Origin of the sequence: Klebsiella planticola (assembly GCF_000783935.2) — a bacterium.
GTDB lineage: Bacteria > Pseudomonadota > Gammaproteobacteria > Enterobacterales > Enterobacteriaceae > Klebsiella > Klebsiella planticola.
The window spans coordinates 1,843,567-1,868,496 of record NZ_CP026047.1; the positions used below are offsets into that span (position 1 = coordinate 1,843,567).

Genomic DNA, 24,930 nt, shown 5'->3' on the forward strand with positions numbered 1-24,930 from the left:
GCGTTAGCTGGCCATTCCGAGGCCAACGATATTGGCGGCGATGATAATCACCACGCAGCCCAGACTTAACACGCTGACCGGACGACGCCCGGCGTTGTTCCACTCTTTCAGCACCAGCCCGACCAGCCCGCCGCACAGCACATAGAAGCTCATATGCAGCATCCAGCTCATGTAGTCATACTGCGCGGGAATACTGGCGTGGCCCCAGGCATAGAAGAAAAACTGGAGATACCACATCAGACCGCCCAGCGCCGACAGCAGCACGTTGGCGACGATCAGCGGTTTTGCCCGCGAGAAGTCGGCTTTGATCGACAGGTGTTTGACTTTAGCCAGACGAATAAAGCAGAAGCCAAGGTTGACCAGCGCGCCGCCGCCCATAATCACCACATAGCTGGGCAACGCGGTATACAGCGGGTCAACCCCCAGCGCCGCCGCGGCATCATGCATGGGTCTGGCGGCGTTCATCGCAAAGGACATCCCGGCAGAAAAAATGCCGCACATCACCGCCAGCATCAGCCCTTTTTTCAGATTGAAGTCTTCGGCTTTAATGCCCATCTTGCGCTCTTTCAGCTGGCCGGCGCGGGTGACTATCGCCACGCCAATCACCGCAACCAGCACGCCGAGCAGCGTCATCTGGCCACCCTGGGTATGCAGCAGCACATCGATCTGCCCGTTGATAATCGGGGTCATCAGCGTACCGACAATCAGGGTGATCCCGATGGCAATACCGATCCCCATCGACATGCCGAGGTAGCGCATGGTCAGGCCGTAGTTAATATTGCCGATCCCCCACATCGCGCCAAACAGAAACACCGGCAGCAGCGTGGAGGCGTTGAAGGAACGGTAATAGGCCCAGAAATCAGGCAGCAGCATCGCGCTGATAGCCCAGGGAAGAATCAGCCAGGAGACAATCCCGCCGATTGACCACATGGTTTCCCATGACCACTGTTTAACTTGTTTGAACGGGGCATAGAAACAGGCTGCACTGGCCGCACCTATCAGATGCCAAAAAATACCCATCGTAATCGCGTGATTCATTGATTTTATCCTCATCTATTTTTTTATCGGATAAATCTTCTTCCGACACGATGAGTGTAAAAATCGGTCAGTTTTCTCGCCTTCAGGCTGTTGCCATGTGACGCTGAACTCTGGCAGCCAAAAACTTAATTACTTGTTCCAGCTCACAAAAATGCAGGTATACCCTGTGGTTATAACCTTATTAAAAATACGGCATTGATAAGCGTTTTCAATATCATTTAATTAACTATAATGAACCAACTGCTTACTCGGCATTAACACTTCCTGCCGCTTAACAATAATGGAGATGATTATGAGTTATACACTGCCAGCCCTGCCGTACGCTTATGACGCCCTGGAACCGCACTTTGATAAGCAGACGATGGAAATCCATCACACTAAACATCACCAGGCCTACGTTAACAACGCCAACGCTGCGCTGGAAAGCCTGCCGGAATTTGCTGACCTGTCTGCTGAAGAACTGATCGCTAAACTGGATCAGCTGCCGGCTGACAAAAAAACCGTACTGCGTAACAACGCGGGCGGCCACGCTAACCACAGCCTGTTCTGGAAAGGCCTGAAAACCGGTACTACCCTGCAGGGCGACCTGAAAGCCGCTATCGAACGTGATTTCGGTTCCGTTGATAACTTCAAAGCTGAGTTTGAAAAAGCAGCTGCGACCCGTTTCGGTTCTGGCTGGGCATGGCTGGTGCTGAAGGGCGACAAACTGGCCGTGGTTTCTACCGCTAACCAGGACTCCCCGCTGATGGGCGAAGCTATCTCCGGCGCTTCCGGCTTCCCGATTCTGGGCCTGGACGTTTGGGAACACGCTTACTACCTGAAATTCCAGAACCGTCGTCCGGACTACATCAAAGAGTTCTGGAACGTGGTTAACTGGGACGAAGCAGCAGCGCGTTTTGCCGCCAAAAAATAAGGTTGCATTGTGCTGAACGAGAAGCGAGTCTGATGACTCGCTTTTTTTATATCCGCAGCAAAGGAGCAGCGATGCACTATCCGGTGAATGTCTTTGTGGGCAAGGTAAAGGATTACGACGGCAGCCGTCCAAGCGCCATCGGTAAAATTCAGGTCGACGGTGAACTGACCCTCGGTGAACTGGGGCTGGAGGGCGATGAACAGGCGGAGAAGAAAATACATGGCGGGCCGGACCGCGCGCTGTGCCACTATCCCCGTGAACACTACGCCCATTGGGCTCTTGAACTTCCGCAGCAGGCGGATCTTTTCTGCGCCCCGGCGTTTGGCGAGAATCTCTCGACCGAAGGGCTAACGGAAAACGACGTCTGTATCGGCGACATCTTCCGCTGGGGAGAGGCGCTGATTCAGGTGACGCAGCCGCGTTCACCGTGCTTCAAGCTTAACTATCATTTTGCTGTCAGCGATATGGCGCAGCTCATGCAGAACAGCGGTAAAACCGGCTGGCTGTATCGGGTCGTGGCGGGCGGGCTGGTATCCGGCGATGCGCCGCTGGAGCTGGTTTCCCGACTCAGCGACGTGAGCGTCCATGAGGCGGGCGCCATTGCCTGGCATATGCCGTTCGATGACGAACAATACCATCGCCTGCTCTCGGCGGCCGGGCTGTCGGTGAGCTGGAGCCGTACCCTGCAGAAACGGCGTCTGAGCGGGCAGATCGAAGACAATTCGCGGAGATTGTGGGGGAAATAGTTCGCCGATATCGCCGGAGGCGCTGGCTGCGAATTATCCCGGAAGCGGCGCGCTGCGTCTGTCCGGGCTACCCGTCTGTGGACGGTTGTTGTAGCCCGGCTAAGCGCAGCATAAGCCGGAGAAGAGCGATCAGGTGCGCTTATACAGCGGCAGCCAGATGGTCAGCCGCAAACCGCCTAACGGGCTGTCATCGGCTTTGACCCAGCCGCGATGCTGCTGAATCGCGGCCTCGACAATCGCCAGCCCCAGACCGGTGCCGCCGGACTCGCGATCGCGCGCCTCGTCGGTACGGTAGAACGGACGGAAAATCTGCTCGCGATCCTCCGGACTGACGCCCGGACCATCATCATCGACGTTGACCGTGATGCCGTCTTTATCCACCGAAAAACTGACCGAAATTTTGGTGTGCGAGTAGCGCAGCGCGTTACGGACGATATTTTCCAGCGCGCTTTCCAGCGCATTAGGATTGCCGTACAGCGGCCAGGGGCCCGGCGGATACTCGACGGTGAAGGATTTTCCAACCTGCTCGGCTTCAAACGCCGCGTTATCCAGTACTTCGCCCCACAGCTGATTGGCTTTCACCGTTTCACTGACCAGCGCGTTATTCGCCTGATTGCGCGACATCACCAGCAGGTCGTTAATCATGCTGTCCAGTCGGTGGGCCTCGGTCTCAATACGCTCAAGCTCTTTGCTCTCGCCGCTGCGACGGCGCAGTAAGGCCGTGCCCAGCTGCAGGCGCGTGAGCGGCGTACGCAGCTCGTGGGAAATATCGGACAGCAGACGCTGCTGACCGGTCATCATGCGCTCCAGCGCCGTGACCATCTGGTTAAAACTGGCCCCGGCGGCTAAAAACTCCTGCGGGCCGGCTTCCAGTTCCGGATGTTGACGCAGGTTGCCTTGCGCGACCTCATCGGCGGCGTTTTTCAACTTGCGCGCCGGTTTGGCCAGACTCCAGGCCAGCCACAGCAGCAGCGGCGAACTGACCAGCATCGTGACGATAAGCAGGAGCAGCGGGCGGTCGAACAGCAGGTTGATAAAATCGGACTGGGAGGTGCTGGCAGGGCGGATCAGATAGAGCTGGTAATTATCTTCCCCATCCCTGACGGAAAACGGCCCGACCATTTCCAGACGGCCGTAGCGTTTTTTCTGCGGATGATCGGCATTATCGGCCTGGCCGATAAAGTTACGAATGATCTGCATTTCGTTGCGTTCTGCACCGATCACGCGGCCTTCGCTGGTGACCAGCAGTAAACGCTGTCCCGGCGGAGCCCACTTATCGATAGCGCGAAACAGCCGACGCCACCACATCAGGTCATTGGGGGGATCGGTCGCCAGTTCGGCCTCGACGTGCTGTTCAATCATGGTGCCCTGACGCTGTTCGCTCTCCAGCAGTTCGGTCATCTGGCGCGAGTCCAGCTTGGGCAACATCAGAACCAGCATCAACACCAGCGCCAGCGTGAGCCAGAAAATAGCGAAGATGCGTGCGGTTAAACTTCCTATCATGAAGCCGAAACCATCAGGTAGCCGCGTCCACGCAGGGTTTTAAACCACGGATGGCCGTCTTTGCGTTCCGGCAGCTTACGACGCAGATTGGAAATATGCATGTCGATGGCGCGATCGAACGGCGTCAGGCGTTTTCCCAATACTTCCTGGCTCAGATGTTCACGAGAAACAACCTGGCCAAGATGCTGCGCCAGCAGGTAGAGCAGGGTGAACTCCGTGCCGGTCAGCTCCAGGGTCTGACCATCGAAATTGGCTTCCTGGCGGCCGGGGTTGAGGCTCAAGGCGTCAACTTCCAGCGTCGGGGAACCGACTTCGGTGGTTTGCTGCTGCTCACTCCAGTGAGAACGGCGCAGAATCGCGCGTATACGCGCCACCAGCTCACGATCGTTGAAGGGCTTAGGCAAGTAATCATCGGCGCCCAGCTCGAGGCCGAGAACGCGATCCAGCTCGCTGCCGCGGGCAGTTAGCATGATAACCGGGGTCTGGTGTGTCTGACGTAACTCTTTAAGCGTATCGATACCGTTTTTCTTCGGCATCATCACATCAAGCAAAAGTAAATCGATGCTGTCGTCCAGAAGGGCCAGCGCCTGTTCCCCGTCATGGGCCACGAGCACGTTAAATCCTTCCATATCGAGCAGCTCTTTTAACAGGGAGGTGAGCTCCCGGTCATCATCAACTAACAGGATTTTATTCATTGTTTAAATACCTCCGAGGCAGAAATTACGTCATCAAGGCTCGCTAATCCATGACTTTACGTTGTTTTACACCCCCTGACGCATGTTTGCAGCCCGAATCGTAGACTGTATCTCGTTGAATCGCTACACAGACACAAACGTATTGGGAGTATGTGATGCGCAATGTTATTGCTGCCGTCATGGCCTCAACGCTGGCGCTAAGTGCATATAGCCAAGCCGCTGAAGTCGTTACCAGCGTTAACTGGCTCCCTGGAGACGACGGGGCGCAGCGCACCAGCCAGAGTCATATGTTTGACGGCATAAGTTTAACCGAACAGCAACGCCAGCAGTTACGAGATCTTATGCAACGGGCACGCCATGACAGGCAACCCATTAATGTTAGCGAAATGGAGACAATGCATCGTCTTGTCACCGCAGAAAATTTTGATGAAAACGCTGTGCGCGCTCAGGCTAATAAAATGGCGCAGGAACAGGTTACCCGCCAGATTGAAATGGCGAAGGTTCGCAACCAGATGTACCACCTGTTAACGCCGGAGCAGCAAGCGGTTCTTAATGCTAAACACCAGCAACGAATGGATCAGTTGCGTGAGGTTGCAAGGATGCAAAAAGGTTCAGCAACCATGCTGTCGAGTAGTAGCAATACCGTGCAACCCCAGTAGTAGACCCTGTTTTCCTTGCCATAGACACCATCCCTGTCTTCCCCCACATGATGTGGGGGTTTTTTTTGCCTGTCATTCAGCGAAACGACTCCCGCCTTGCTCCTCGTGGCGACAAAAGTTCAGGTTATACTAAGCGCATCGCCGAAAAGGAGCATGTATGAATCAATCTTATGGGCGGCTGGTGAGCCGTGCGGCTATTGCGGCGACGGTGATGGCGTCCGCGTTACTTTTGATCAAGATTTTTGCGTGGTGGTACACCGGGTCTGTGAGTATTCTGGCTGCGCTTGTGGACTCGCTGGTGGATATTGCCGCCTCGTTAACGAATCTGCTGGTCGTGCGTTATTCGCTTCAACCCGCTGATGAGGAACATACTTTTGGCCACGGTAAGGCAGAATCGTTGGCCGCGCTGGCACAAAGTATGTTTATCTCCGGGTCGGCTCTGTTTCTGTTTTTGACCGGTATTCAGCACCTGGCGCGTCCGGAGCCGATGCAGGCGGCGGGTGTCGGTATTGCCGTGACGCTGATCGCACTGGTCAGCACGCTGGTGCTGGTAACGTTCCAGCGTTGGGTGGTGAGAAAAACGCAAAGTCAGGCGGTGCGAGCAGATATGCTTCATTATCAGTCTGATGTTATGATGAACGGCGCAATTCTGGTGGCGCTGGGTCTCTCCTGGTATGGTTGGCATCGTGCCGACGCGCTGTTTGCTCTCGGGATTGGCATCTATATTTTATATAGCGCTCTGCGTATGGGTTATGACGCCATTCAGTCGTTATTAGACCGCGCGCTTCCTGACGAGGAACGTCAGGAAATTATCAATATCGTGACCGAATGGCCAGGCGTCAGCGGGGCACACGATCTACGGACGCGGCAGTCAGGGCCGACTCGCTTTATTCAAATACATTTGGAAATGGAAGATAACCTCCCGCTGGTTCAGGCACACGTTATTGCCGATCAGGTCGAGCAGGCGATTCTGCACCGTTTCCCGGGTTCTGATGTCATTATCCATCAGGACCCCTGTTCTGTGGTGCCGCTGGCGCGGCAGGGCGTTTTTTGAGCTTTGGGTTATAGTCTGTAAACTCGATGTAAAAGTGTGGGGCAGATCGGCATTTTTTGTATAAATTACCGCCATTTGGTCTGACCTGAATCAATTCAGCCAGAAGCGTTTGATATACTATTGCAATTATCGTCGTGCACTCCTGGTGAAGGAGCGCTTCAGGCAACAGGATTATTTTTTGCTTCCTAAGTTCAGAGGTAGTCATGATTAAGAAAATCGGTGTATTGACAAGTGGCGGTGATGCTCCGGGCATGAACGCAGCAATTCGCGGCGTTGTGCGCGCAGCATTAACGGAAGGTCTGGAAGTTTTTGGAATCTATGACGGTTACCTCGGCCTGTATGAAGATCGCATGGTTCAGCTCGACCGCTATAGCGTTTCTGACATGATCAACCGCGGCGGCACTTTCCTCGGGTCAGCACGCTTCCCGGAGTTCCGCGAAGAGCATATTCGCGCCGTGGCGCTCGAGAACATGAAAAAACGTGGCCTGGATGCGCTGGTCGTTATCGGCGGCGATGGCTCTTACATGGGGGCGATGCGCCTGACTGAGATGGGCTTCCCGTGCATCGGCCTGCCTGGCACCATCGATAACGATATCAAAGGCACTGACTACACCATCGGATTCTTTACCGCGCTGAGCACCGTGGTGGAAGCCATTGACCGCCTTCGCGATACCTCTTCTTCCCACCAGCGTATTTCGGTTGTTGAAGTGATGGGACGTTACTGCGGCGACCTGACTCTGGCTGCGGCGATTGCCGGCGGCTGTGAATTCATCATGGTGCCGGAAGTGGAATACACGCGTGACGATCTGGTTGCTGAAATCAAAGCGGGCATCGCCAAAGGTAAGAAACACGCTATCGTGGCCATTACCGAACATATGTGCGACGTGGACGAGCTGGCGCACTACATTGAGAAAGAAACCGGCCGTGAAACCCGTGCGACCGTTCTGGGCCACATTCAGCGCGGCGGTTCCCCGGTTCCTTATGACCGTATTCTGGCCTCGCGCATGGGCGCCTACGCCATTGAACTGCTGCAGCAGGGATTTGGTGGCCGCTGCGTCGGTATTCAGAACGAGAAGCTGGTGCACCACGACATCATCGACGCTATCGAGAACATGAAGCGTCCGTTCAAAAATGACTGGCTGGATTGCGCGAAGAAACTGTACTAATTCTGGCGTGACACAAACAAAAAGGCCTTCTCAGAGAGAAGGCCTTTTTTATTAGTGGGCAGACTATTCGATATCCAGTGCATCCTCGGACAGGATGATCCCGGTATTATCGGCATACAGATGGTCACCGGAGAAGAAGGTCACACCGCCGAAATTGACGCGTACATCGCTTTCGCCGATACCTTCACCAGCGGCCCCCACGGGAATGGCGGCCAGCGCCTGGATGCCAATATCCAGGTCTTCAAGGTCGTCAACCTGACGCACCGCGCCATAGACGACAATCCCTTCCCACTCATTTTGTACGGCAAGACGCGCCAGGTCAGCGTCAATCAACGCGCGTCGGACGGAACCCCCGCCATCGATCAGCAAGATGTGACCACGGCCGTTCTGTTCGAGCATATCGTATAGCAACCCGTTATCCTCGAAACATTTCACCGTGATGATTTGTCCACCAAACGACGACCGCCCCCCAAAGTTGGAGAACAGAGGTTCCACTACGTTGACATCCTCCTGGTAGATGTCACAAAGCTCGGAAGTATCGTATTTCATAGGCTTAACGTTCAGTTGCTGCGAGAGATTTTAGTATATCTCGCGAATCGTATTGTTGGCAAAATCATCAATTGTTAATTGATATTTGTCAGTTAACCCACCAGCTTGCTGCAAATAATCCCAATGACAAACAGCAGGTTGGTCAACAGCGCGGCTTTCACCGTGCGTTCCAGCATCGGGCGCATCGCCATCGGCTCGCGCTCGCGCATCACAAATCGCGCCTGCTTCACCAGCAGCGGCGTGGCGAGCAGGAACAGCCAACCCCATGGGCTATGCAGAGAAATCAGAGTAAACAGCGCCAGGCACAGCGGCGCGCCGATGAGCAGGCAAGTGTGATAGCGGCGGGCGTTGAGCGGACCCAGACGTACTGCCAGCGTGTTTTTGCCGTTCTCTCTGTCGCTGTCGATATCGCGCAGATTATTGATATTCAGCACCGCGGCGGCTAACAGACCACAGGCGGTGGCGGGGAGGAAAATGGTTGCTTCAATCGTGTGGGCCTGGAGATACCAGCTCCCTGCGACGCTAAGCCAGCCAAAGAACACCAGCACCGAGATATCGCCAAGGCCGATATAGCCATAGGGCCGGGTGCCGACGGTGTAGGTGATCGCGGCGATAATCGCTAAACTCCCCAGCACCATGAAACCAATAAAATCGGCCATCGTCTGCCAGGCGCAGAACAACAGCGCCAGCCCGGAGAGGCAAATCAGCACCACGGTAACGATCAGCGCGCGTTTCATCTGCGCCTGGGTAATGGCCCCTTTTTGCATGCCGCGTAGCGGCCCGATACGGTCGGGTTTATCGCTGCCCTTAACGGCATCGCCATAATCGTTGGCCAGGTTGGATAAGATTTGCAGCAGGCCGGCGGTGATCAGCGCCAGCAGCGCGACCCAGGGATCGAAGTACCCCTGCTGCCACGCGAGCGTCGTACCGACAACAATGGCGGAAAAGGCCAGCGGTAGCGTTTTTGGCCGCAGGCTTTCCAGCCAGGCCTGGGTTCGGTTTATCGGTTGTTCAGTCATAATTCCTGGCCAAAAAAATGGGGCTATATATAGCCCCATCGATTGTGATGAAAATACATTGAACCGGATTATAGGATAAAACGGCTCAGATCTTCATCCGCCACCAGCACATCCAGATGCTTACCGACATACTCGGCATCAATAATGATGCTCTGACCACCCATTTCACTGGCGTCAAAGGAGATGTCTTCAATCAGACGCTCCAGTACGGTGTGCAGGCGACGTGCACCGATGTTTTCGGTGGTTTCGTTAACCTGCCATGCCGCCTGCGCAATACGCTTGATGCCGTCTTCCGTAAACTCGATGTTGACGCCTTCGGTCGCCATCAGGGCTTTGTACTGGACGGTGATGGAGGCGTTCGGCTCGGTCAGGATGCGCTCGAAATCTTCCGTCGTCAGCGCTTTCAGCTCGACGCGAATCGGCAGACGGCCCTGCAGTTCAGGGATCAGGTCAGACGGACTGGCCACCTGGAATGCGCCAGAGGCGATAAACAGAATGTGGTCGGTTTTCACCATCCCGTGCTTAGTCGACACGGTGCAGCCTTCGACCAGCGGCAGCAGGTCGCGCTGTACGCCTTCGCGAGAGACATCCGGGCCGGAGCTGTTGCCGCCGCGCTTACAGATTTTGTCGATTTCGTCGATAAACACGATACCGTGCTGTTCAACGGCATCGATGGCGTCCTGCTTAAGCTCTTCCGGGTTGACCAGCTTCGCCGCTTCTTCTTCGATCAGCAGCTTCATTGCGTCTTTGATTTTCAGCTTGCGCGGTTTTTGCTTCTGGCCGCCGAGGTTCTGGAACATCGACTGCAGCTGGCTGGTCATCTCTTCCATGCCCGGAGGGGACATGATTTCTACGCCCATCGGTGCGGCGGCGAGATCGATCTCGATTTCTTTATCGTCGAGCTGGCCTTCACGCAGTTTTTTGCGGAATGCCTGACGTGCAGCAGACGGTTCCTGAGGCTGTTCAGCCTGGCCCCAGTTGTTTTTTGCCGGCGGGATCAGCACATCAAGAATGCGCTCTTCCGCCAGCTCTTCCGCGCGATAGCGGTTTTTATCGATGGACTGCATGCGGACCATTTTGATCGCCGCATCGGTCAGGTCGCGGATAATCGAATCCACTTCTTTCCCGACATAGCCCACTTCGGTGAATTTTGTGGCTTCAACTTTGATGAACGGCGCGTTGGCCAGTTTCGCCAGACGACGGGCAATTTCCGTTTTACCCACACCGGTCGGACCGATCATCAGAATGTTTTTCGGCGTGACTTCGTGACGCAGCTCTTCGTTCAGCTGCATACGGCGCCAGCGGTTACGCAGTGCGATAGCGACAGAACGCTTCGCCGCGTCCTGACCGATAATATGTTTGTCCAGTTCGCTGACAATTTCGCGTGGGGTCATTTCAGACATGGGAGATCCTTACGCTTTAGAGGCTAATTCTTCGATGGTGTGGAAATGGTTGGTATAAATGCAGATATCACCTGCAATACTCAACGCCTTCTCTGCGATATCGCGTGCGCTCATATCGGTATTTTCCAGCAGAGCGCGGGCAGCGGCCTGAGCGTAGGGACCACCGGAGCCGATAGCAATCAGGTCGTTTTCTGGCTGCACCACGTCACCGTTACCGGTGATGATGAGCGAAGCGTTTTCATCCGCCACGGCCAGCAGAGCTTCCAGTTTGCGCAGCATACGATCGGTACGCCAGTCTTTCGCCAGTTCCACGGCGGCTTTGACCAGGTGGCCCTGATGCATTTCCAGTTTACGTTCAAACAGTTCAAACAGCGTGAAGGCGTCGGCGGTGCCGCCGGCGAAGCCCGCGATCACTTTGTCGTTGTAGAGACGACGCACTTTTTTCACGTTACCTTTCATGACGGTATTGCCAAGCGTGGCCTGGCCATCACCGGCAATAACCACATGGCCGTTACGGCGAACACTAACTATTGTTGTCACGAGCAGACCCCTTGGTTACAAAAGCGGAATAGGGGCCCCGCGCTTCACGCGGGGCAGAATGCAATTATAGATGGGGGGGATTTTTAGGGTTTCAACCCCTGGCGGCGAGACGAATGCAGTTTGCGTGTCCGGCCATCTTCAGGCGAGTGATCATATCGTTGGCGCTCTCCTTGCCTTTCAGCGGCCCAATGACCACGCGATTCCAGCCATTGTTGGTGGTAATGCGTGAGGAGAACCCTTCAAACGCCAGCTGCGCCCGAACGGTTTCCGCCTGTTCTGCGCCTTTAAAGGAGCCGCACTGAATCATCCAGCTACGATCGTCTTTCTTCTCCGCCGCTGCTTTCGGCGCCTCTTCAACGCGAGCGACCGGCGCAGCCGCCTGGGTTTTAGGCTGTGCGGTGGTATGCGCAGGCGTCTGCAGCAGATCCTGATACGGCTGCTGCGTCGAGGCGGTTTGTTTCGGCTGCTGTACCGGCTTTGGCTGCTGCTCTGCCACGCGCTGCTGCACGCGCGGCTGTTGCTGCACCGGCGCCTGCTGCTGGGTTTGCGCCCATTGTTGTTGAGCCTGCTGCTGCTGTTGTTGTACCTGTTGCTGCGCGAGACGCTGACGCTGCAGCGTTTGCTGGCGCTGAGCCGGGGTTTGTTCGTTCCACGGCACCTCGGTCAGTTGGGTCGGCTGCTGGCGCATATCCGCCTGCATTTGTGCCAGCAGCTGGCGCTGTTCGTTGGTCAACTGCTCGGGTTTCATGACTTCCCCGCCGGCCGTCGGTTCAGTAGGCGCACGGACGCCTGGCTGGCGACTTTCCAGCTCTTTAATATAGCGCCAGCGCTCTTCCGGTTTCGGCGGGAGGCCATTACCTGCCACCTGACGGTTTTGCAGCGCTTCCGCTTCTTCTTTTTTATGGTGCGTGATGAAGTACAGCCCACCGATAAAGGCCACCAGCACTGCCGCCGCGATCGCAACCATAGTGGGTGAAACCGCCGGAAGGCTGCTCTGTTTATTCCTTGAGCTTCGGGTATTACCCTTTTTGCGCCGCGAAGGAGCCGGTTGGCTGCGGCGTACATAATCTCGTTGTGCCACTATCGTTTCGCTGTTTTATTCGTTCGTCAGTCCGCCATGTTACTTAAGCGGCGGGCCTTTGACCAGAAGAGCAGGCCCGAAAACCTGATGGTTATGCTCTGATTTTGCGTGTACTGCCGCGAACGATCAGTTCGCAGTCCAGCAATCGTGAACCGCTATTCACATTGTGACCATGTAGCTGATCCAGTAACAGGAGCATTGCTTCGCGGCCAATATCAAAGCGCGGTTGCGCAACGGTCGTCAATGGCGGATCGCAAAATTCGGATAAAGAGATATTATCGAAACCGACAATCGACAGGTCGTCAGGTACCTTCAGGCCCCGACGTTTTGCCAGCGACAGCGCCCCCAGCGCCATAATATCGCTATGGCAGAAGACCGCGGTTGGTGGCACCGGCAGCGCCAGAAGCTGTTCCAGCGCGCTGGCCCCTGCTTCATAGGTAAAGTTGCCGCGAGCGATATAGTGCGGATCGATGGTGATCCCGCTACGACGCAACGCCTGCACATAGCCCTGGAGACGATAGTGGCAGAGCGGCATCTCTTCCGGGCCGGCGATACAGCCAATACGCTGGTGACCCAGTTCGTGCAGATAATTCACGGCATTAAATGCGGCGGTGAGGTTATCGATGTGCACCGTGGGCAGCTCCAGCTCCGGCGCAAATTCATTCGCCATCACCATTGGCGGTAGATTGCGCTGCTCTTCCACGCCTGCGTCAAACGGCAGGCGGGAGCCTAGCAACAACATACCGTCGATCTGCTTGGTAATGATCAGGTCGATAAAGGTCTTTTCCTGCCGGTTCTGGTGGGCGCAGTCGCCGATCAGCACCAGATACCCCTGTTCCGCCGCGGTAATCTCAATGCCGCGGATAATCTCGCTGAAAAAGGGATCGCAAATATCCGGTACGATGACCAGAATCGTACGCGATTCGTTACGTTTCATATTGCGTCCGAGCGACTGCGGCAAATAGCCGACTTCAAGCGCCGCCTGCTCCACCCGGTTACGGGTAGTCTGAGAAACCTTATCCGGATTCATTAACGCTCGGGACACGGTTGCCGTTGAAACGTTTGCCTTCAGGGCGACGTCTTTCATTGTGGCGGCAACCACCTGTTTTTTGGGCTTCACCTGTTTTCTCCTCGCTGACTGGCGCAGACACATCCCTTGCGATCTGACATCAGCAACATTTTTAGCAGATAGTCGATGTAGAGAGTTACAGAATTTTCATGAAAAACGTGATGGCCGTTGAATTTTTTCGATCCGTCTCGCAAGAGAAGGCTTAACCTTCAATAGGATCGACGTCGAGAACCCATTTTACCTTGCGCGCTTCCGGCAGCGTATTGATCAAGGCGAGCGTACCGCTGACGATATGCTGCAAGCGAACGCGGGAAGGATGCTGGAGCAGAATTTGCCAGCGCCAGCGGCCCCCGCGTTTGGGTGCCAGTGCCGGAACCGGGCCCAGCACCCACAGTTTGTCATCGGCCAGCGGACTGGCCTGCAGTAAATTACGCAACTGCTGCAGGAACAACGGCGCCTGCTGGTTGTTATGGTCTTCGGCACGAATCAGGACATGGCTGGTCCACGGCGGTAGCTGCATGGTCTGCCTTTCGGCCAGCGCCTGTTCGGCAAAGGCGTCGTAGCCTTTATACAACAGCGTTTGCAGCAGCGGATGTTCCGGGTGGTGGGTTTGCAAAATCACCTCGCCCTGTTTACCCGCGCGTCCTGCGCGGCCAGAGACCTGGGTATAGAGCTGAGCGAAGCGTTCTGCCGAGCGGAAATCGGCGGAAAACAGCGCGCCATCGACATCCAGCAGCGACACCAGGGTAACGTCCGGGAAATGATGACCTTTAGCCAGCATCTGTGTGCCGATCAGAATACGCGCCCCGCCGCGATGGATATCGCTGAGGTGCTGTTCGAGTGCGCCTTTACGGCTGGTGGTATCCCGGTCGACGCGTGAGATCGGCACGCCGGGGAACAGCGGCGCCAGCGCCTGCTCCAGCTGCTCGGTCCCCAGCCCGACCGGCACCAGATGCGTCGAACCGCAGGAGGGGCACTGACGCGGAATCGGGCGCTGGCTGTCGCAGTGGTGGCAGCGCAGATGATGCTGCGCCTGATGCAGGGTGTAGTAGCTGTCGCAGCGCGGGCATTCGGCGATCCAGCCGCAGTCATGGCACAGCAGCGCCGGAGCGAAGCCGCGGCGGTTCAAAAACAGAATCACCTGATTATCGGCCTGCAAGTGCTGACGCATGCGGGCAATCAGCGCCGGGGAGAGTCCTGCCTGCAATTGCTGTCCTTTCAGGTCCAGCACGTGCTGTTGCGCCGGACGGGCGTTACCCGCACGCTTTGTCAGCTTCAGCTGGCGATATTTTCCCTGACGAACGTTGTATAAGGTCTCCAGCGCCGGGGTTGCCGAGCCAAGAATAATCGGGATTTGTTCGCTATGGGCGCGCCAGACCGCCAGATCGCGGGCGTGATAGCGCCAGCCTTCCTGCTGCTTATAGGAGCTGTCGTGCTCTTCATCGATAACGATCACGCCCAGGTTTTTAAATGGCGTGAACAGCGAGGAACGCGTGCCGATGACGATGGCCGCCTCGCCATTTTTGGCCTTCAGCCACGCGGAAAGACGTTCGCTGTCGTTAAGGCCGGAGTGCAGAACTTCAACCGGGGCGTTAAATCGCTGACGGAAACGGGCGATGGTTTGCGGCGTCAGGCCAATTTCCGGCACCATCACCAGCGCCTGTCGGCCTTGCGCCAGCACATTTTCCAGTACGCTGAGGTAAACTTCCGTTTTCCCGGAGCCGGTAATCCCCGCCAGCAGCCAGGTTGAAAAACGGTCCGATGCGCTGTGAATCGCCCCGACGGCAGTGGCCTGCTCGGTGTTGAGGCGCAGCCGTTCGCCGGGTACCGCAAAGTGGGTTCGCCAGTCGGTGAGGGCGGGCGCTTCGCTTGCCAGCTCGCAAAGTCCTTTCCCGCGCAGAGCCTGCAACGCCGCATCGTTAAACTCCAGCTCCGCAACCTGGTGACGCCAGATCCTCCCCTGACGCAGTGCGGCCAGAGCCTGCTGCTGTTTCGGGGAGCGTTTGAGGCTGTTGATATCGACAGCCTGGCCCTGTTCGGTAGCGAACCAGTACCACTGCGGCGCCGCGCTGGCCGGTTTCCCCTGGCGAAGCATGATCGGCAGGGCGTGGAACAGCACATCGCCGATAGGATGATGATAGTAGTCGGCCGCCCACAGCAGCAGTCGCCAGACGGCAGAAGAAAATACCGGTTCGGCATCCAGCATGTCGATAACTGGCTTGAGCTCATCCAGCGGCAGTTCGCTGCGTTCGCTGACGGCGGTCACAATCCCAATACGCTCTTGCTTACCGAACGGCACGCGCACGCGGCAGCCTGCTTTGACCGGCATTCCCTCAGGTAGCAGGTAGTCAAAGGTACGGGGCAGCGGGACGGGCAGGGCAACGTGGGCGACGGGCATGTCATCTTCCTGACTTGAAATCTGGCCGGTTAGTATACACATTGTGATAAGGGCTCGCGGATCAGTTTGCATATGCTGGTCAAATTCTGTATGATTCGCCGCCTTTGGTGCGCTTCGTGCAGCATCAGAATCTATTACCCGGGGATTGCGTTTAGCGGAATTGCGCCGGGAAATTATTAACATCGCGTGGTGTCTGGCGTTAGGGCTGGAAGAGCGACGCGGCCTTAACTGAGGTTCTCCCATGAAAAAAGATATTCATCCGAAATACGAAGAAATTACTGCTTCTTGCTCTTGCGGTAATGTCATGAAAATCCGTTCTACCGTAGGTCACGACCTGAACCTCGACGTGTGCGGTAAATGCCACCCGTTCTACACTGGCAAGCAGCGTGATGTTGCGACCGGTGGCCGCGTTGACCGCTTCAACAAGCGCTTCAGCGTTCCAGGCACCAGCAAGTAAGTTGCCGGAAGAAAAAGCCGCCCACGGGCGGCTTTTTTTGTTTCTGTCGCTATGCCCTGGATGCAAATTCAGGGTGGGCGGGAAGAGACGTAAAAAGGGCGGAAGGTCACTTCCGCCCTTTTTTATTAACTCAGTATTCCCACGTATCCGGGTCGATACCCATCTCGCGCATAATCTGTTTCGCCGCTTCCGGGATCTCATCGCTGCGCTCTTTACGCAGGTCTTCATCGTTGGGTAACGGTTGACCGGTAAATGCATGCAGGAACGCTTCACACAGCAGTTCGCTATTGGTGGCGTGGCGCAGGTTGTTGACCTGACGACGCGTGCGTTCATCGGTGAGGATCTTCAACACCTTCAGAGGAATGGATACCGTAATTTTTTTTACTTGCTCACTCTTCTTACCGTGCTCAGCGTATGGGCTGATATATTCGCCGCTCCATTCAGCCATGAGATACCTTTAATCCTCTAGTCATTAGTTAAGGGCCAGAACCCAGGGTCCGGGCCATAATTGCGCGTAGTTTACCGTAGAGGGGGCGTTCTGACACCCGATAAGCCCCTGCAGAGATGCGCTAATGCATATAATTTTAACGGCTATTCTCTATTTGCTCAATCTATACGCAAAGAAGTTTAGATGTCCAGATGTATTGACGTCTATTGTGACAATGATTACTCTGGTGCCTGACTTTTCACCGATTCAGCCCAGGAACTGCCCAACATGACGCGTAAACAGGCCACCATCGCAGTGCGTAGCGGTTTAAATGACGACGAACAATACGGTTGCGTTGTCCCGCCGATTCACCTTTCCAGTACCTACAACTTCACCGGCTTTAATGAACCTCGTGCCCATGACTACTCCCGCCGCGGTAATCCTACCCGCGATGTGGTACAGCGCGCGCTGGCGGAGCTGGAAGGGGGAGCGGGCGCCGTTCTGACCAATACCGGCATGTCGGCGATTCTGCTGGTGACAACCGTATTCCTGAAGCCCGGCGATCTGTTGGTGGCGCCTCACGACTGCTACGGCGGCAGCTATCGTCTGTTTGATAGCCTGGCGAAGCGCGGCTGCTATCGGGTTCTGTTTGTCGATCAGAACGATGAACAGGCGCTGAGTGCGGCATTGTCTGAAAAACCGAAGCTGGTATTGGTCGAAAGCCCAAGTAATCCATTGCTGCGGGTGGTGGATATTGCGAAAATCTGCACGCTGGCTCGTGAAGCGGGGGCGGTGAGCGTGGTGGATAACACTTTCCTGAGTCCGGCGTTGCAAAATCCGCTGGCGCTGGGAGCCGATCTGGTGCTGCATTCGTGCACCAAATACCTGAACGGGCATTCTGACGTGGTGGCCGGGGTGGTGATTGCGAAAGATCCGGCGGTTGTCACCGAACTGGCATGGTGGGCGAATAATATCGGCGTGACCGGCGGCGCATTTGACAGCTACCTGCTGCTGCGCGGTTTACGTACGCTCTCTCCGCGTATGGAAGTCGCACAGCGCAATGCGCTGGCGATTGTCGACTATCTGAAAACCCAGCCGCTGGTGAAAAAACTGTATCATCCGTCTCTGCCGCAAAATCAGGGGCATGAGATTGCTGCCCGTCAGCAAAAAGGTTTTGGCGCGATGTTAAGCTTTGAGCTGAAGGGCGATGAGCAGACGCTGCGTCGTTTTCTGAGCGGATTATCGCTGTTTACGCTGGCCGAATCGCTGGGGGGCGTAGAAAGTCTGATTTCGCACGCTGCGACGATGACCCATGCAGGTATGGCACCTGAGGCGCGCGCGGCGGCGGGGATTTCAGAAACGCTTCTGCGTATTTCGACCGGTATTGAAGATGGTGAAGATTTAATTGCCGACCTGGAAAATGGCTTCCGGGCAGCAAACGAGGAATAAACATGAGTGTGAATGCGCAGGCAGGGGCGAAGGGTCGTCAGCTGCACAAATTTGGTGGGAGTAGTTTAGCGGATGCGAAATGTTACCTGCGCGTCGCGGGGATCATGACGGAATACTCGCAGGCCGGGGACATGATGGTTGTCTCCGCCGCGGGCAGCACCACCAATCAGCTGATTAGCTGGCTGAAGCTCAGCCAGACCGATCGCCTTTCTGCGCATCAGGTACAGCAGTCGCTGCGCCGTTACCATATGGAGCTGATCGCCAGCCTGCTGTCGGCAGAAGCGGCGGATACGCTGATCGCATCGTTTATTCACGACCTCGAGCGTCTCGCCGGCTTGCTGGATAGCGGCGTGACCGATGCGGTATATGCCGAAGTGGTCGGCCACGGCGAAGTGTGGTCTGCACGTCTGATGGCAGCGGTGCTCAACCAGCTGGGACTGGAAGCGGCATGGCTTGACGCACGTAGCTTCCTGCGCGCCGAACGTGCTGCGCAGCCGCAGGTGGATGAAGGTCTGTCTTATCCGCTGCTGCAACAGCTGATGGCGCAACATCCTAACAAACGTCTGGTGGTGACCGGCTTCATCTCGCGCAACAGCGCCGGGGAAACCGTGCTGCTGGGGCGTAATGGTTCTGACTATTCCGCTACCCAAATTGGCGCCCTGGCCGGAGCTTCGCGCGTCACTATCTGGAGCGACGTGGCCGGGGTTTACAGCGCGGATCCGCGTAAAGTGAAGGATGCGTGCCTGCTGCCGCTGCTGCGCCTGGATGAAGCCAGCGAACTGGCGCGTCTGGCGGCTCCGGTCCTGCACGCACGCACCCTTCAACCGGTCTCCGGTAGCGATATCGATCTGCAGCTGCGCTGTAGCTACACGCCTGAGCAAGGCTCCACGCGCATTGAGCGCGTGCTGGCGTCTGGCACCGGCGCGCGTATTGTCACCAGCCATGATGATGTCTGCCTGATTGAGTTCCAGGTGCCCGCCGGTCAGGATTTCAAGCTGGCGCACAAGGAGCTGGATCTTATCTTTAAACGCGCCCAACTGCGCCCGCTGGCGGTTGGCGTACATGCCGACCGTAAGCTGCTGCAGTTCTGCTATACCTCGGAAGTGGCCGACAGCGCGCTGCGCCTGCTCGATGAAGCCGGTCTGCCGGGCGAGCTGCGTCTGCGTCAGAAACTGGCGCTGGTGGCAATGGTCGGGGCTGGTGTCAGCCGTAACCCGCTGCACTGCCACCGTTTCTGGCAGCAGCTGAAAGGGCAGCCTGTCGAGTTTACCTGGCAGTCTGAAGAGGGGATTAGCCTGGTGGCGGTGCTGCGCGCAGGCCCGACGGAAAGCCTGATTCAGGGCCTGCATCAGTCTCTTTTCCGGGCAGAAAAACGTATTGGCCTGGTCCTGTTTGGTAAAGGCAATATCGGCTCGCGCTGGCTGGAGCTGTTTGCCCGTGAACAGAGCACGCTCTCAGCCCGCACCGGCTTTGAGTTTGTCCTCGCTGGCGTGGTGGACAGCCGCCGCAGCCTGCTTAACTACGACGGTCTGGATGCCAGCCGCGCGTTGGCCTTTTTCAACGATGAAGCCGTTGAGCAGGACGAAGAGTCGCTGTTCCTGTGGATGCGCGCTCATCCGTATGATGATTTAGTGGTGCTGGACGTAACCGCCAGCGAGCAGTTGGCCGATCAGTACCTCGATTTTGCCAGCCATGGTTTCCACGTCATCAGTGCGAATAAGCTGGCCGGTGCCAGCAGCAGCGACAAATATCGTCAGATTCACGATGCGTTCGAGAAAACGGGCCGTCACTGGCTGTACAACGCTACCGTCGGCGCGGGTCTGCCGGTGAACCATACCGTGCGCGACCTGATTGACAGCGGCGATACCATTCTGGCGCTGAGCGGTATTTTCTCCGGCACGCTCTCCTGGCTGTTCCTGCAGTTTGACGGCACCGTGCCGTTTACCGATCTGGTCGATCAGGCCTGGCAGCAGGGGCTGACGGAGCCGGACCCGCGCGTTGACCTGGCGGGGAAAGACGTGATGCGTAAGCTGGTTATCCTTGCGCGCGAAGCCGGTTATGACATCGAGCCCGATCAGGTGCGGGTGGAATCGCTGGTGCCTGCGCACTGTGAAGAGGGCTCTGTGGATCACTTCTTTGAGAATGGCGAAGAGCTGAACGAACAGATGCTGCAACGTCTGGAGGCCGCTCGTGAACTGGGGCTGGTTCTGCGCTACGTGGCGCGTTTCGATGCCAACGGAAAAGCGCGGGTTGGCGTTGAAGCCGTCCGCGAGGAGCATCCGCTGGCGGCGCTGCTGCCGTGCGATAACGTCTTTGCCATCGAGAGCCGCTGGTACCGCGATAATCCGCTGGTCATCCGCGGCCCGGGTGCCGGCCGCGACGTGACCGCTGGTGCCATTCAGTCGGATATTAACCGCCTGGCGCAGCTGCTCTAATCCTGCCTCTGCCCGAGACCAGACCGGCGTCTGGTCTCGGAGTATCAATGCGCCGCAAAGACCTCTTTGGCGGCGAACAGGCCATTTAAGGCCGCCGGGAATCCGGCATACACCGCCATCTGCATGATGACTTCGATAATCTCCTCCTGCGACAAACCGACGTGCAACCCGGCGGCAATATGCACTTTTAGCTGCGGTGCGGCATTGCCCAGCGCGGTTAAGGCGGCAATGGTGGCGATTTCACGGCTGCGTAAATCGAGCCCCGGGCGGGCGTAAATATCGCCAAACGGGAATTCAATCAGGTAGCGGGCAAAGTCCGGGGCGATGGCCTGTAGGCTTTTGACGACGGCATCGCCGCCTTTACCGTCAACGCGCTGCAACATGTCCAGGCCGGTGGTATAACGCTCTGATGTCATGATCTTTCCTCATAATGATGGTGGGTTGGGAAGAAGGTTAGAGGCGTTGATCGGACTTGAGTAATACCCTTTTCGTGATACCTTTCAGGTATGACAAGTTCACGTTTACAGACTCTTGATATTCGCCTGCTGCGCTATTTTGCCGTGGTGGCGGAAGAGAATAATATCAGCCGGGCGGCGCAGCGGTTGTTCATCTCACAGCCGCCGCTGAGCCGCCATATCCGTCATCTGGAAACGCTGTTGGGCGTGACGCTCTTTGTCCGCCATACCAAAGGGCTGATTCTTACCGCAGAGGGTGAGCGGGTGCTGGAGCTTATTCGTCCGCTTCTGGCGCTGCAGGAGACGACGCTGAGTGCGCTAGGCCAGCTGTCCGATGACCGGCAGCAGCCCTTACGTCTGGGGCTGACGACCGCCTTTGAGCAGGGTATTTTTGCGTCTCTGGAATCGGCGTTGGGTCGCCAGGCCCGTGCGCTTTCCCTCCTTCGCCACTCGTCGCCTGCCCTTGCCCGGCAAGTGCGCAAAGGCAAGCTGAACGCTGCGCTGGTTGCGCTGCCGCTGGACGCCGATGGGTTAACGCTTTCTCCTTTGCCCTATCATGAAGCGCTGATTGCGGCGCTACCCGCGTCATGGCCGGAATCCGCAATCCCCCGGCTGGTCTTAAAACACCTGAATCATCGGCCGCTGTTTTGGTTCAGGCGCGAACGTAATCCGGCCTTTTTTGACGCAACCCGGCGTATTTTTGACCGTATTGGCTACGTGCCGGCGTATGTGGAGGAGCCTGCTGAGCATGACGTCCTGTTGGCGCGCATCGCACGCGGAGAAGGGATGATTTTGCTGCCGGCGTCATTTGCCGCGATACAGCGTCAGGGGGTGGTATTTCATCCTCTGGAGGAGACTCGCTTGCGTTTGTCGCTGGGATTACTGACGCGACCGGAAGATGAAGCTTTGCGCGCGTGGTTGCTGCCGTTTATTGAGGAATCATTATCTTAGCGTTGAGCGACATGAGTTAATCTCATCTTCACTGAATATTCCTCACTCTTTACGCTGATTTTTCTATTGACGCCCGCTCTCTTTTCCGTCATTTTTACATCTGGACGTCTAAACGTATAGAAGTTCGCAACACAACAAACAATAAAATGCGATTGATGAGGTAAGGTATGAGCTTTTTTCACGCCAATCAGCGGGAAGCCCTGAATCAGAGCCTGGCAGAAGTGCAGGGCCAGATTAACGTGTCCTTTGAATTCTTTCCGCCGCGCACCAGTGAAATGGAGCAAACCTTGTGGAAGTCCATCGATCGCTTAAGCAGCCTGAAGCCAAAGTTTGTCTCGGTGACCTATGGCGCCAACTCCGGCGAGCGCGATCGTACCCATAGTATCATTAAGGGTATTAAAGAACGTACCGGTCTGGAAGCGGCACCGCATCTGACCTGTATTGACGCCAGCCGCGATGAACTGCGCGCGATCGCCGAAGACTACTGGAACAACGGTATTCGCCACATCGTTGCCCTGCGCGGCGACCTGCCGCCGGGTAGCGGTAAGCCTGATATGTATGCGGCGGACCTGGTGACGCTGTTGAAAGAGGTCGGAGATTTTGATATTTCCGTTGCGGCCTATCCTGAAGTTCACCCGGAAGCCAAAAGCGCGCAGGCCGATCTGCTGAACCTGAAGCGGAAAGTCGAAGCCGGCGCGAACCGCGCGATTACCCAGTTTTTCTTTGACGTTGAAAGCTATCTACGCTTTCGCGATCGCTGCGTGTCTGCCGGGATCGATGTCGAAATTATCCCGGGCATCCTGCCGGTTTCTAACTTCAAACAGGCGAAAAAGTTTGCCGACATGACCAACGTGCGTATTCCAACGTGGATGTCAAAAATGTTCGAGGGTCTGGATAACGATGCGGAAACTCGCCAGCTGGTCGGTGCCAACATTGCGATGGACATGGTGAAAATTTTAAGCCGTGAAGGGGTGAAGGATTTCCACTTCTACACGCTGAACCGTGCCGAGATGAGCTACGCCATCTGTCACACCCTGGGCGTGCGTCCGGCGGTATAAAAAATGGCCCTCATCGAGGGCCATTATGCTTATTCCCATTCATGCAGAAAACGCTGCCCGTACTGATCGGCGACCAGCAGCGCGGCGTAGACTTCATCAGCGGTCGCGCCGCCGGGCATATTGTGGATAGTTTCTCCCTCTGCGCAGGCTGCTTCCGCGACGGTACGCATTTTGCCGGGAATATCTCCTTTAATATCCAGCTGTGCCAGGGTGACAGGCAGCCCGACGCTGTGACACAGCGCGGCGACGGTTTCAATCTCTTCCAGCGGGGCATTTTCCAGCACCAGCTGCGTCAGCGTCCCGAAGGCGACCTTTTCACCGTGATAGTAGTGATGCGCGTCCGGAATGGCGGTAAGGCCGTTATGGATCGCATGCGCTGCTGCCAGCCCGCCGCTTTCAAAACCCACCCCGCTCAGATAGGTGTTGGCTTCGATAACTTTTTCCAGCGCCGGCGTGACGACATGCTGCTCCGCCGCCAGCATCGCTTTTTCACCTTCTGCAATCAGCGTGTTGTAGCACAGCTCAGCCAGCGCCAGCGCCGCCTGAGTGCATTTGCCTCCGGCCATTGTCGTGGCGCCGCTGCGTGAACAGGCGCGGGCTTCAAACCAGGTAGCCAACGCATCGCCGATACCCGCTGCCAGCAAGCGCGGCGGAGCGCCTGCGACGATTTGCGTATCGACAATCACCATGTTCGGGTTGCGCGGCAGCATCAGATAGCTGTCAAACTCGCCTTCGTCGGTATAGATAACGGAGAGGGCGCTGCAGGGGGCGTCCGTTGAGGCAATGGTCGGGGCAATCACTACCGGAAGATTCATAAAGTAGGCTAATGCTTTCGCGGTATCCAGCGTTTTTCCGCCGCCGATTCCCAACACGGCATTGCAGCGGGCAGCGCCGGCGATTTCGCGTAAGCGATTGATTTCATTATGCGAGCATTCACCGCCAAACGGCACGATTTCAGCAGCCAGACCCGCATCGGTCAGGCTTTTTCGCAGCTTTTCTTCGGCAAAACCCAGTACAAACTTGTCGCCAACAATGAGCCAGCGTTCGGCCAGCGGTTTGAGATAGTTGCCAAGGCGGGTGATAGCATTCGCGCCCTGAATATATTTGCCTGGGGATTGAATAATGCGATCCATTTCTATTCCTCCTGGTTGATCGTGGCGCCGCCCTCTGGCGACGCGACAATCGGGTTACAGGTTCAGATTGCCAAAAGCGTTATTCCAGTCTTGCTCAAACTTCTCTATGGCTGACTCTACCGCGGGGGTGCCGAGCATTTGTTGCGCTACGTCTAAGGGAAGGGTGATAGCTTCACAGCCGGTCAGCAGGCAATCCAGCGCCTGACGTGGAGTTTTAAAGCTGGCGGCCAGCACTTTGCTCCCCGGCGCGTGCTGCTCCAGCAGGGATTGCAGCTCCTGCACCATGCGAATACCGTCACCCCCCTGGGCATCGACGCGGTTGACGTAAGGGGCAACATATTTTGCGCCCGCCAGCGCTGCCAGCAGCCCCTGCGCGGCGCTATAGACCGCGGTACCCAGCGTCGGGATGCCTTCTTTCTTCAGTAATTTGATAGCGGCGAGGCCTTCAGCGGTGACCGGGATTTTAACCACGATGCCCGGAACGGCGTTGCTCAGCCGTTTGGCTTCCGCCACCATGCCTTCAGCATCGCGGCTCATCGTCTGGGCAAACAGCGTGCCATCAGGTCCGATGGCCTTTTGCAGACGCGGGAGAACATCCCAGATCGGCGTTTTGCCTGCGGCGATAATGCTCGGGTTGGTGGTCACTCCGGCCAGCGGATAGATTCGTGCCAGACGTTCAACTTCTGCTACGTTCGCGGTGTCCAGATAGAGTTCCATAGCCTTTCCTCAATT

Annotated in this window: 24 protein-coding genes; 10 read left to right on the top strand and 14 right to left on the bottom strand. The window is 56.5% G+C overall.

All coding sequences use genetic code 11. From position 1 onward, the window contains the following. Window positions 1-3 precede the first annotated feature (3 nt). Window positions 4-1,038 (bottom strand): L-rhamnose/proton symporter RhaT, encoded by a 1,035-nt coding sequence (gene rhaT / locus MC50_RS08920; RefSeq protein ID WP_032690095.1) that lies wholly within the window; start codon window positions 1,036-1,038, stop codon window positions 4-6. A gap of 292 nt (window positions 1,039-1,330) precedes the next feature. Here rhaT and sodA point away from each other — a divergent pair, with 292 nt between their 5' ends. Continuing rightward, window positions 1,331-1,951, top strand: coding sequence for a superoxide dismutase [Mn] (gene sodA, locus MC50_RS08925; RefSeq protein WP_004869361.1), 621 nt, complete (start codon window positions 1,331-1,333; stop codon window positions 1,949-1,951). Between the two features lie 71 nt (window positions 1,952-2,022). Then, on the top strand, window positions 2,023-2,697 hold the full coding sequence (yiiM, locus tag MC50_RS08930; RefSeq protein ID WP_047663701.1) for a 6-hydroxyaminopurine reductase: 675 nt from the start codon (window positions 2,023-2,025) through the stop codon (window positions 2,695-2,697). 129 nt (window positions 2,698-2,826) lie between these two features. On the opposite strand, the gene cpxA is transcribed toward yiiM, so the two are convergent. Next, window positions 2,827-4,200: an envelope stress sensor histidine kinase CpxA gene (gene cpxA / locus MC50_RS08935; RefSeq protein ID WP_004869367.1), complete on the bottom strand. Its 1,374-nt coding sequence runs from the start codon at window positions 4,198-4,200 to the stop codon at window positions 2,827-2,829. Next, window positions 4,197-4,895 carry an envelope stress response regulator transcription factor CpxR gene (cpxR, locus tag MC50_RS08940; protein WP_004869370.1) on the bottom strand — a complete coding sequence of 233 codons (699 nt, stop codon included), beginning with the start codon at window positions 4,893-4,895 and terminating at the stop codon, window positions 4,197-4,199. The genes cpxA and cpxR overlap by 4 nt, the downstream gene beginning before the upstream one ends. Window positions 4,896-5,050: 155 nt before the next feature. Here cpxR and cpxP point away from each other — a divergent pair, with 155 nt between their 5' ends. From cpxP to pfkA, 3 genes are all read left to right on the top strand, one after another. Then, complete coding sequence (cpxP, locus tag MC50_RS08945; protein ID WP_004869373.1) at window positions 5,051-5,554, top strand: cell-envelope stress modulator CpxP; 504 nt, start codon at window positions 5,051-5,053, stop codon at window positions 5,552-5,554. Between the two features lie 157 nt (window positions 5,555-5,711). After that, the gene (gene fieF / locus MC50_RS08950) at window positions 5,712-6,608 is read left to right on the top strand and encodes a CDF family cation-efflux transporter FieF (RefSeq protein WP_004869375.1); all 897 of its coding nucleotides are present in this window, start codon (window positions 5,712-5,714) and stop codon (window positions 6,606-6,608) included. 203 nt (window positions 6,609-6,811) lie between these two features. Further along, on the top strand, window positions 6,812-7,774 hold the full coding sequence (gene pfkA, locus MC50_RS08955; protein ID WP_004869378.1) for a 6-phosphofructokinase: 963 nt from the start codon (window positions 6,812-6,814) through the stop codon (window positions 7,772-7,774). 63 nt (window positions 7,775-7,837) lie between these two features. Here the strand turns inward: pfkA and rraA are convergent, their stop codons facing one another. The 7 genes from rraA to priA form a co-directional block, all read right to left on the bottom strand. Next, window positions 7,838-8,323 (bottom strand): ribonuclease E activity regulator RraA, encoded by a 486-nt coding sequence (gene rraA / locus MC50_RS08960; RefSeq protein ID WP_004869382.1) that lies wholly within the window; start codon window positions 8,321-8,323, stop codon window positions 7,838-7,840. A gap of 92 nt (window positions 8,324-8,415) precedes the next feature. Next, window positions 8,416-9,342 carry a 1,4-dihydroxy-2-naphthoate polyprenyltransferase gene (gene menA / locus MC50_RS08965; RefSeq protein ID WP_032696641.1) on the bottom strand — a complete coding sequence of 309 codons (927 nt, stop codon included), beginning with the start codon at window positions 9,340-9,342 and terminating at the stop codon, window positions 8,416-8,418. Between the two features lie 68 nt (window positions 9,343-9,410). Further along, complete coding sequence (hslU, locus tag MC50_RS08970) at window positions 9,411-10,745, bottom strand: HslU--HslV peptidase ATPase subunit (RefSeq protein WP_004869389.1); 1,335 nt, start codon at window positions 10,743-10,745, stop codon at window positions 9,411-9,413. A 9-nt stretch (window positions 10,746-10,754) separates the two neighbouring features. Beyond that, window positions 10,755-11,285 (bottom strand): ATP-dependent protease subunit HslV, encoded by a 531-nt coding sequence (gene hslV / locus MC50_RS08975; protein ID WP_032690088.1) that lies wholly within the window; start codon window positions 11,283-11,285, stop codon window positions 10,755-10,757. A gap of 91 nt (window positions 11,286-11,376) precedes the next feature. Beyond that, window positions 11,377-12,366 carry a cell division protein FtsN gene (gene ftsN, locus MC50_RS08980; protein WP_072000057.1) on the bottom strand — a complete coding sequence of 330 codons (990 nt, stop codon included), beginning with the start codon at window positions 12,364-12,366 and terminating at the stop codon, window positions 11,377-11,379. Between the two features lie 91 nt (window positions 12,367-12,457). Then, window positions 12,458-13,486, bottom strand: coding sequence for a DNA-binding transcriptional regulator CytR (gene cytR, locus MC50_RS08985; protein WP_004869399.1), 1,029 nt, complete (start codon window positions 13,484-13,486; stop codon window positions 12,458-12,460). Between the two features lie 151 nt (window positions 13,487-13,637). Further along, window positions 13,638-15,833, bottom strand: coding sequence for a primosomal protein N' (gene priA, locus MC50_RS08990; protein WP_047663703.1), 2,196 nt, complete (start codon window positions 15,831-15,833; stop codon window positions 13,638-13,640). Window positions 15,834-16,074: 241 nt separating this feature from the next. Here priA and rpmE point away from each other — a divergent pair, with 241 nt between their 5' ends. Then, window positions 16,075-16,290 carry a 50S ribosomal protein L31 gene (gene rpmE / locus MC50_RS08995; protein ID WP_004869403.1) on the top strand — a complete coding sequence of 72 codons (216 nt, stop codon included), beginning with the start codon at window positions 16,075-16,077 and terminating at the stop codon, window positions 16,288-16,290. A 130-nt stretch (window positions 16,291-16,420) separates the two neighbouring features. Here rpmE and metJ read toward each other — a convergent pair whose 3' ends face one another. Continuing rightward, on the bottom strand, window positions 16,421-16,738 hold the full coding sequence (gene metJ / locus MC50_RS09000; RefSeq protein WP_004869405.1) for a met regulon transcriptional regulator MetJ: 318 nt from the start codon (window positions 16,736-16,738) through the stop codon (window positions 16,421-16,423). 267 nt (window positions 16,739-17,005) lie between these two features. Between metJ and metB the strand changes: the two genes are divergently transcribed. Together metB and MC50_RS09010 are read left to right on the top strand one after the other, a co-directional pair. After that, a complete protein-coding gene (metB, locus tag MC50_RS09005; RefSeq protein WP_032690084.1) occupies window positions 17,006-18,166 on the top strand; it encodes a cystathionine gamma-synthase in 1,161 nt (386 codons plus the stop codon). Between the two features lie 2 nt (window positions 18,167-18,168). After that, the gene (locus MC50_RS09010; RefSeq protein ID WP_004869409.1) at window positions 18,169-20,601 is read left to right on the top strand and encodes a bifunctional aspartate kinase/homoserine dehydrogenase II; all 2,433 of its coding nucleotides are present in this window, start codon (window positions 18,169-18,171) and stop codon (window positions 20,599-20,601) included. A gap of 44 nt (window positions 20,602-20,645) precedes the next feature. Here the strand turns inward: MC50_RS09010 and MC50_RS09015 are convergent, their stop codons facing one another. Then, on the bottom strand, window positions 20,646-21,017 hold the full coding sequence (locus MC50_RS09015) for a carboxymuconolactone decarboxylase family protein (protein ID WP_004869411.1): 372 nt from the start codon (window positions 21,015-21,017) through the stop codon (window positions 20,646-20,648). A 90-nt stretch (window positions 21,018-21,107) separates the two neighbouring features. Between MC50_RS09015 and MC50_RS09020 the strand changes: the two genes are divergently transcribed. Further along, window positions 21,108-22,007: a LysR family transcriptional regulator gene (locus tag MC50_RS09020; RefSeq protein WP_047663705.1), complete on the top strand. Its 900-nt coding sequence runs from the start codon at window positions 21,108-21,110 to the stop codon at window positions 22,005-22,007. Window positions 22,008-22,174: 167 nt separating this feature from the next. Beyond that, window positions 22,175-23,065 (top strand): methylenetetrahydrofolate reductase, encoded by an 891-nt coding sequence (gene metF, locus MC50_RS09025; RefSeq protein ID WP_032690080.1) that lies wholly within the window; start codon window positions 22,175-22,177, stop codon window positions 23,063-23,065. Between the two features lie 29 nt (window positions 23,066-23,094). On the opposite strand, the gene gldA is transcribed toward metF, so the two are convergent. Beyond that, entirely contained in the window at window positions 23,095-24,198 is a 1,104-nt protein-coding gene (gene gldA, locus MC50_RS09030) for a bifunctional L-1,2-propanediol dehydrogenase/glycerol dehydrogenase (RefSeq protein ID WP_032690079.1), read from the bottom strand. A 54-nt stretch (window positions 24,199-24,252) separates the two neighbouring features. Next, window positions 24,253-24,915: a fructose-6-phosphate aldolase gene (fsa, locus tag MC50_RS09035; protein WP_046853285.1), complete on the bottom strand. Its 663-nt coding sequence runs from the start codon at window positions 24,913-24,915 to the stop codon at window positions 24,253-24,255. Window positions 24,916-24,930 lie beyond the last annotated feature (15 nt).

Bases quoted from the DNA above. Each gene is read 5' to 3' on its own strand.
- rhaT (WP_032690095.1), bottom strand. From the start codon at position 1,038: ATGAATCACGCGATTACGATGGGTATTTTTTGGCATCTGATAGGTGCG.
- sodA (WP_004869361.1), top strand. From the start codon at position 1,331: ATGAGTTATACACTGCCAGCCCTGCCGTACGCTTATGACGCCCTGGAA.
- yiiM (WP_047663701.1), top strand. From the start codon at position 2,023: ATGCACTATCCGGTGAATGTCTTTGTGGGCAAGGTAAAGGATTACGAC.
- cpxA (WP_004869367.1), bottom strand. From the start codon at position 4,200: ATGATAGGAAGTTTAACCGCACGCATCTTCGCTATTTTCTGGCTCACG.
- cpxR (WP_004869370.1), bottom strand. From the start codon at position 4,895: ATGAATAAAATCCTGTTAGTTGATGATGACCGGGAGCTCACCTCCCTG.
- cpxP (WP_004869373.1), top strand. From the start codon at position 5,051: ATGCGCAATGTTATTGCTGCCGTCATGGCCTCAACGCTGGCGCTAAGT.
- fieF (WP_004869375.1), top strand. From the start codon at position 5,712: ATGAATCAATCTTATGGGCGGCTGGTGAGCCGTGCGGCTATTGCGGCG.
- pfkA (WP_004869378.1), top strand. From the start codon at position 6,812: ATGATTAAGAAAATCGGTGTATTGACAAGTGGCGGTGATGCTCCGGGC.
- rraA (WP_004869382.1), bottom strand. From the start codon at position 8,323: ATGAAATACGATACTTCCGAGCTTTGTGACATCTACCAGGAGGATGTC.
- menA (WP_032696641.1), bottom strand. From the start codon at position 9,342: ATGACTGAACAACCGATAAACCGAACCCAGGCCTGGCTGGAAAGCCTG.
- hslU (WP_004869389.1), bottom strand. From the start codon at position 10,745: ATGTCTGAAATGACCCCACGCGAAATTGTCAGCGAACTGGACAAACAT.
- priA (WP_047663703.1), bottom strand. From the start codon at position 15,833: ATGCCCGTCGCCCACGTTGCCCTGCCCGTCCCGCTGCCCCGTACCTTT.
- rpmE (WP_004869403.1), top strand. From the start codon at position 16,075: ATGAAAAAAGATATTCATCCGAAATACGAAGAAATTACTGCTTCTTGC.
- metJ (WP_004869405.1), bottom strand. From the start codon at position 16,738: ATGGCTGAATGGAGCGGCGAATATATCAGCCCATACGCTGAGCACGGT.
- metB (WP_032690084.1), top strand. From the start codon at position 17,006: ATGACGCGTAAACAGGCCACCATCGCAGTGCGTAGCGGTTTAAATGAC.
- MC50_RS09010 (WP_004869409.1), top strand. From the start codon at position 18,169: ATGAGTGTGAATGCGCAGGCAGGGGCGAAGGGTCGTCAGCTGCACAAA.
- MC50_RS09015 (WP_004869411.1), bottom strand. From the start codon at position 21,017: ATGACATCAGAGCGTTATACCACCGGCCTGGACATGTTGCAGCGCGTT.
- MC50_RS09020 (WP_047663705.1), top strand. From the start codon at position 21,108: ATGACAAGTTCACGTTTACAGACTCTTGATATTCGCCTGCTGCGCTAT.
- metF (WP_032690080.1), top strand. From the start codon at position 22,175: ATGAGCTTTTTTCACGCCAATCAGCGGGAAGCCCTGAATCAGAGCCTG.
- gldA (WP_032690079.1), bottom strand. From the start codon at position 24,198: ATGGATCGCATTATTCAATCCCCAGGCAAATATATTCAGGGCGCGAAT.
- fsa (WP_046853285.1), bottom strand. From the start codon at position 24,915: ATGGAACTCTATCTGGACACCGCGAACGTAGCAGAAGTTGAACGTCTG.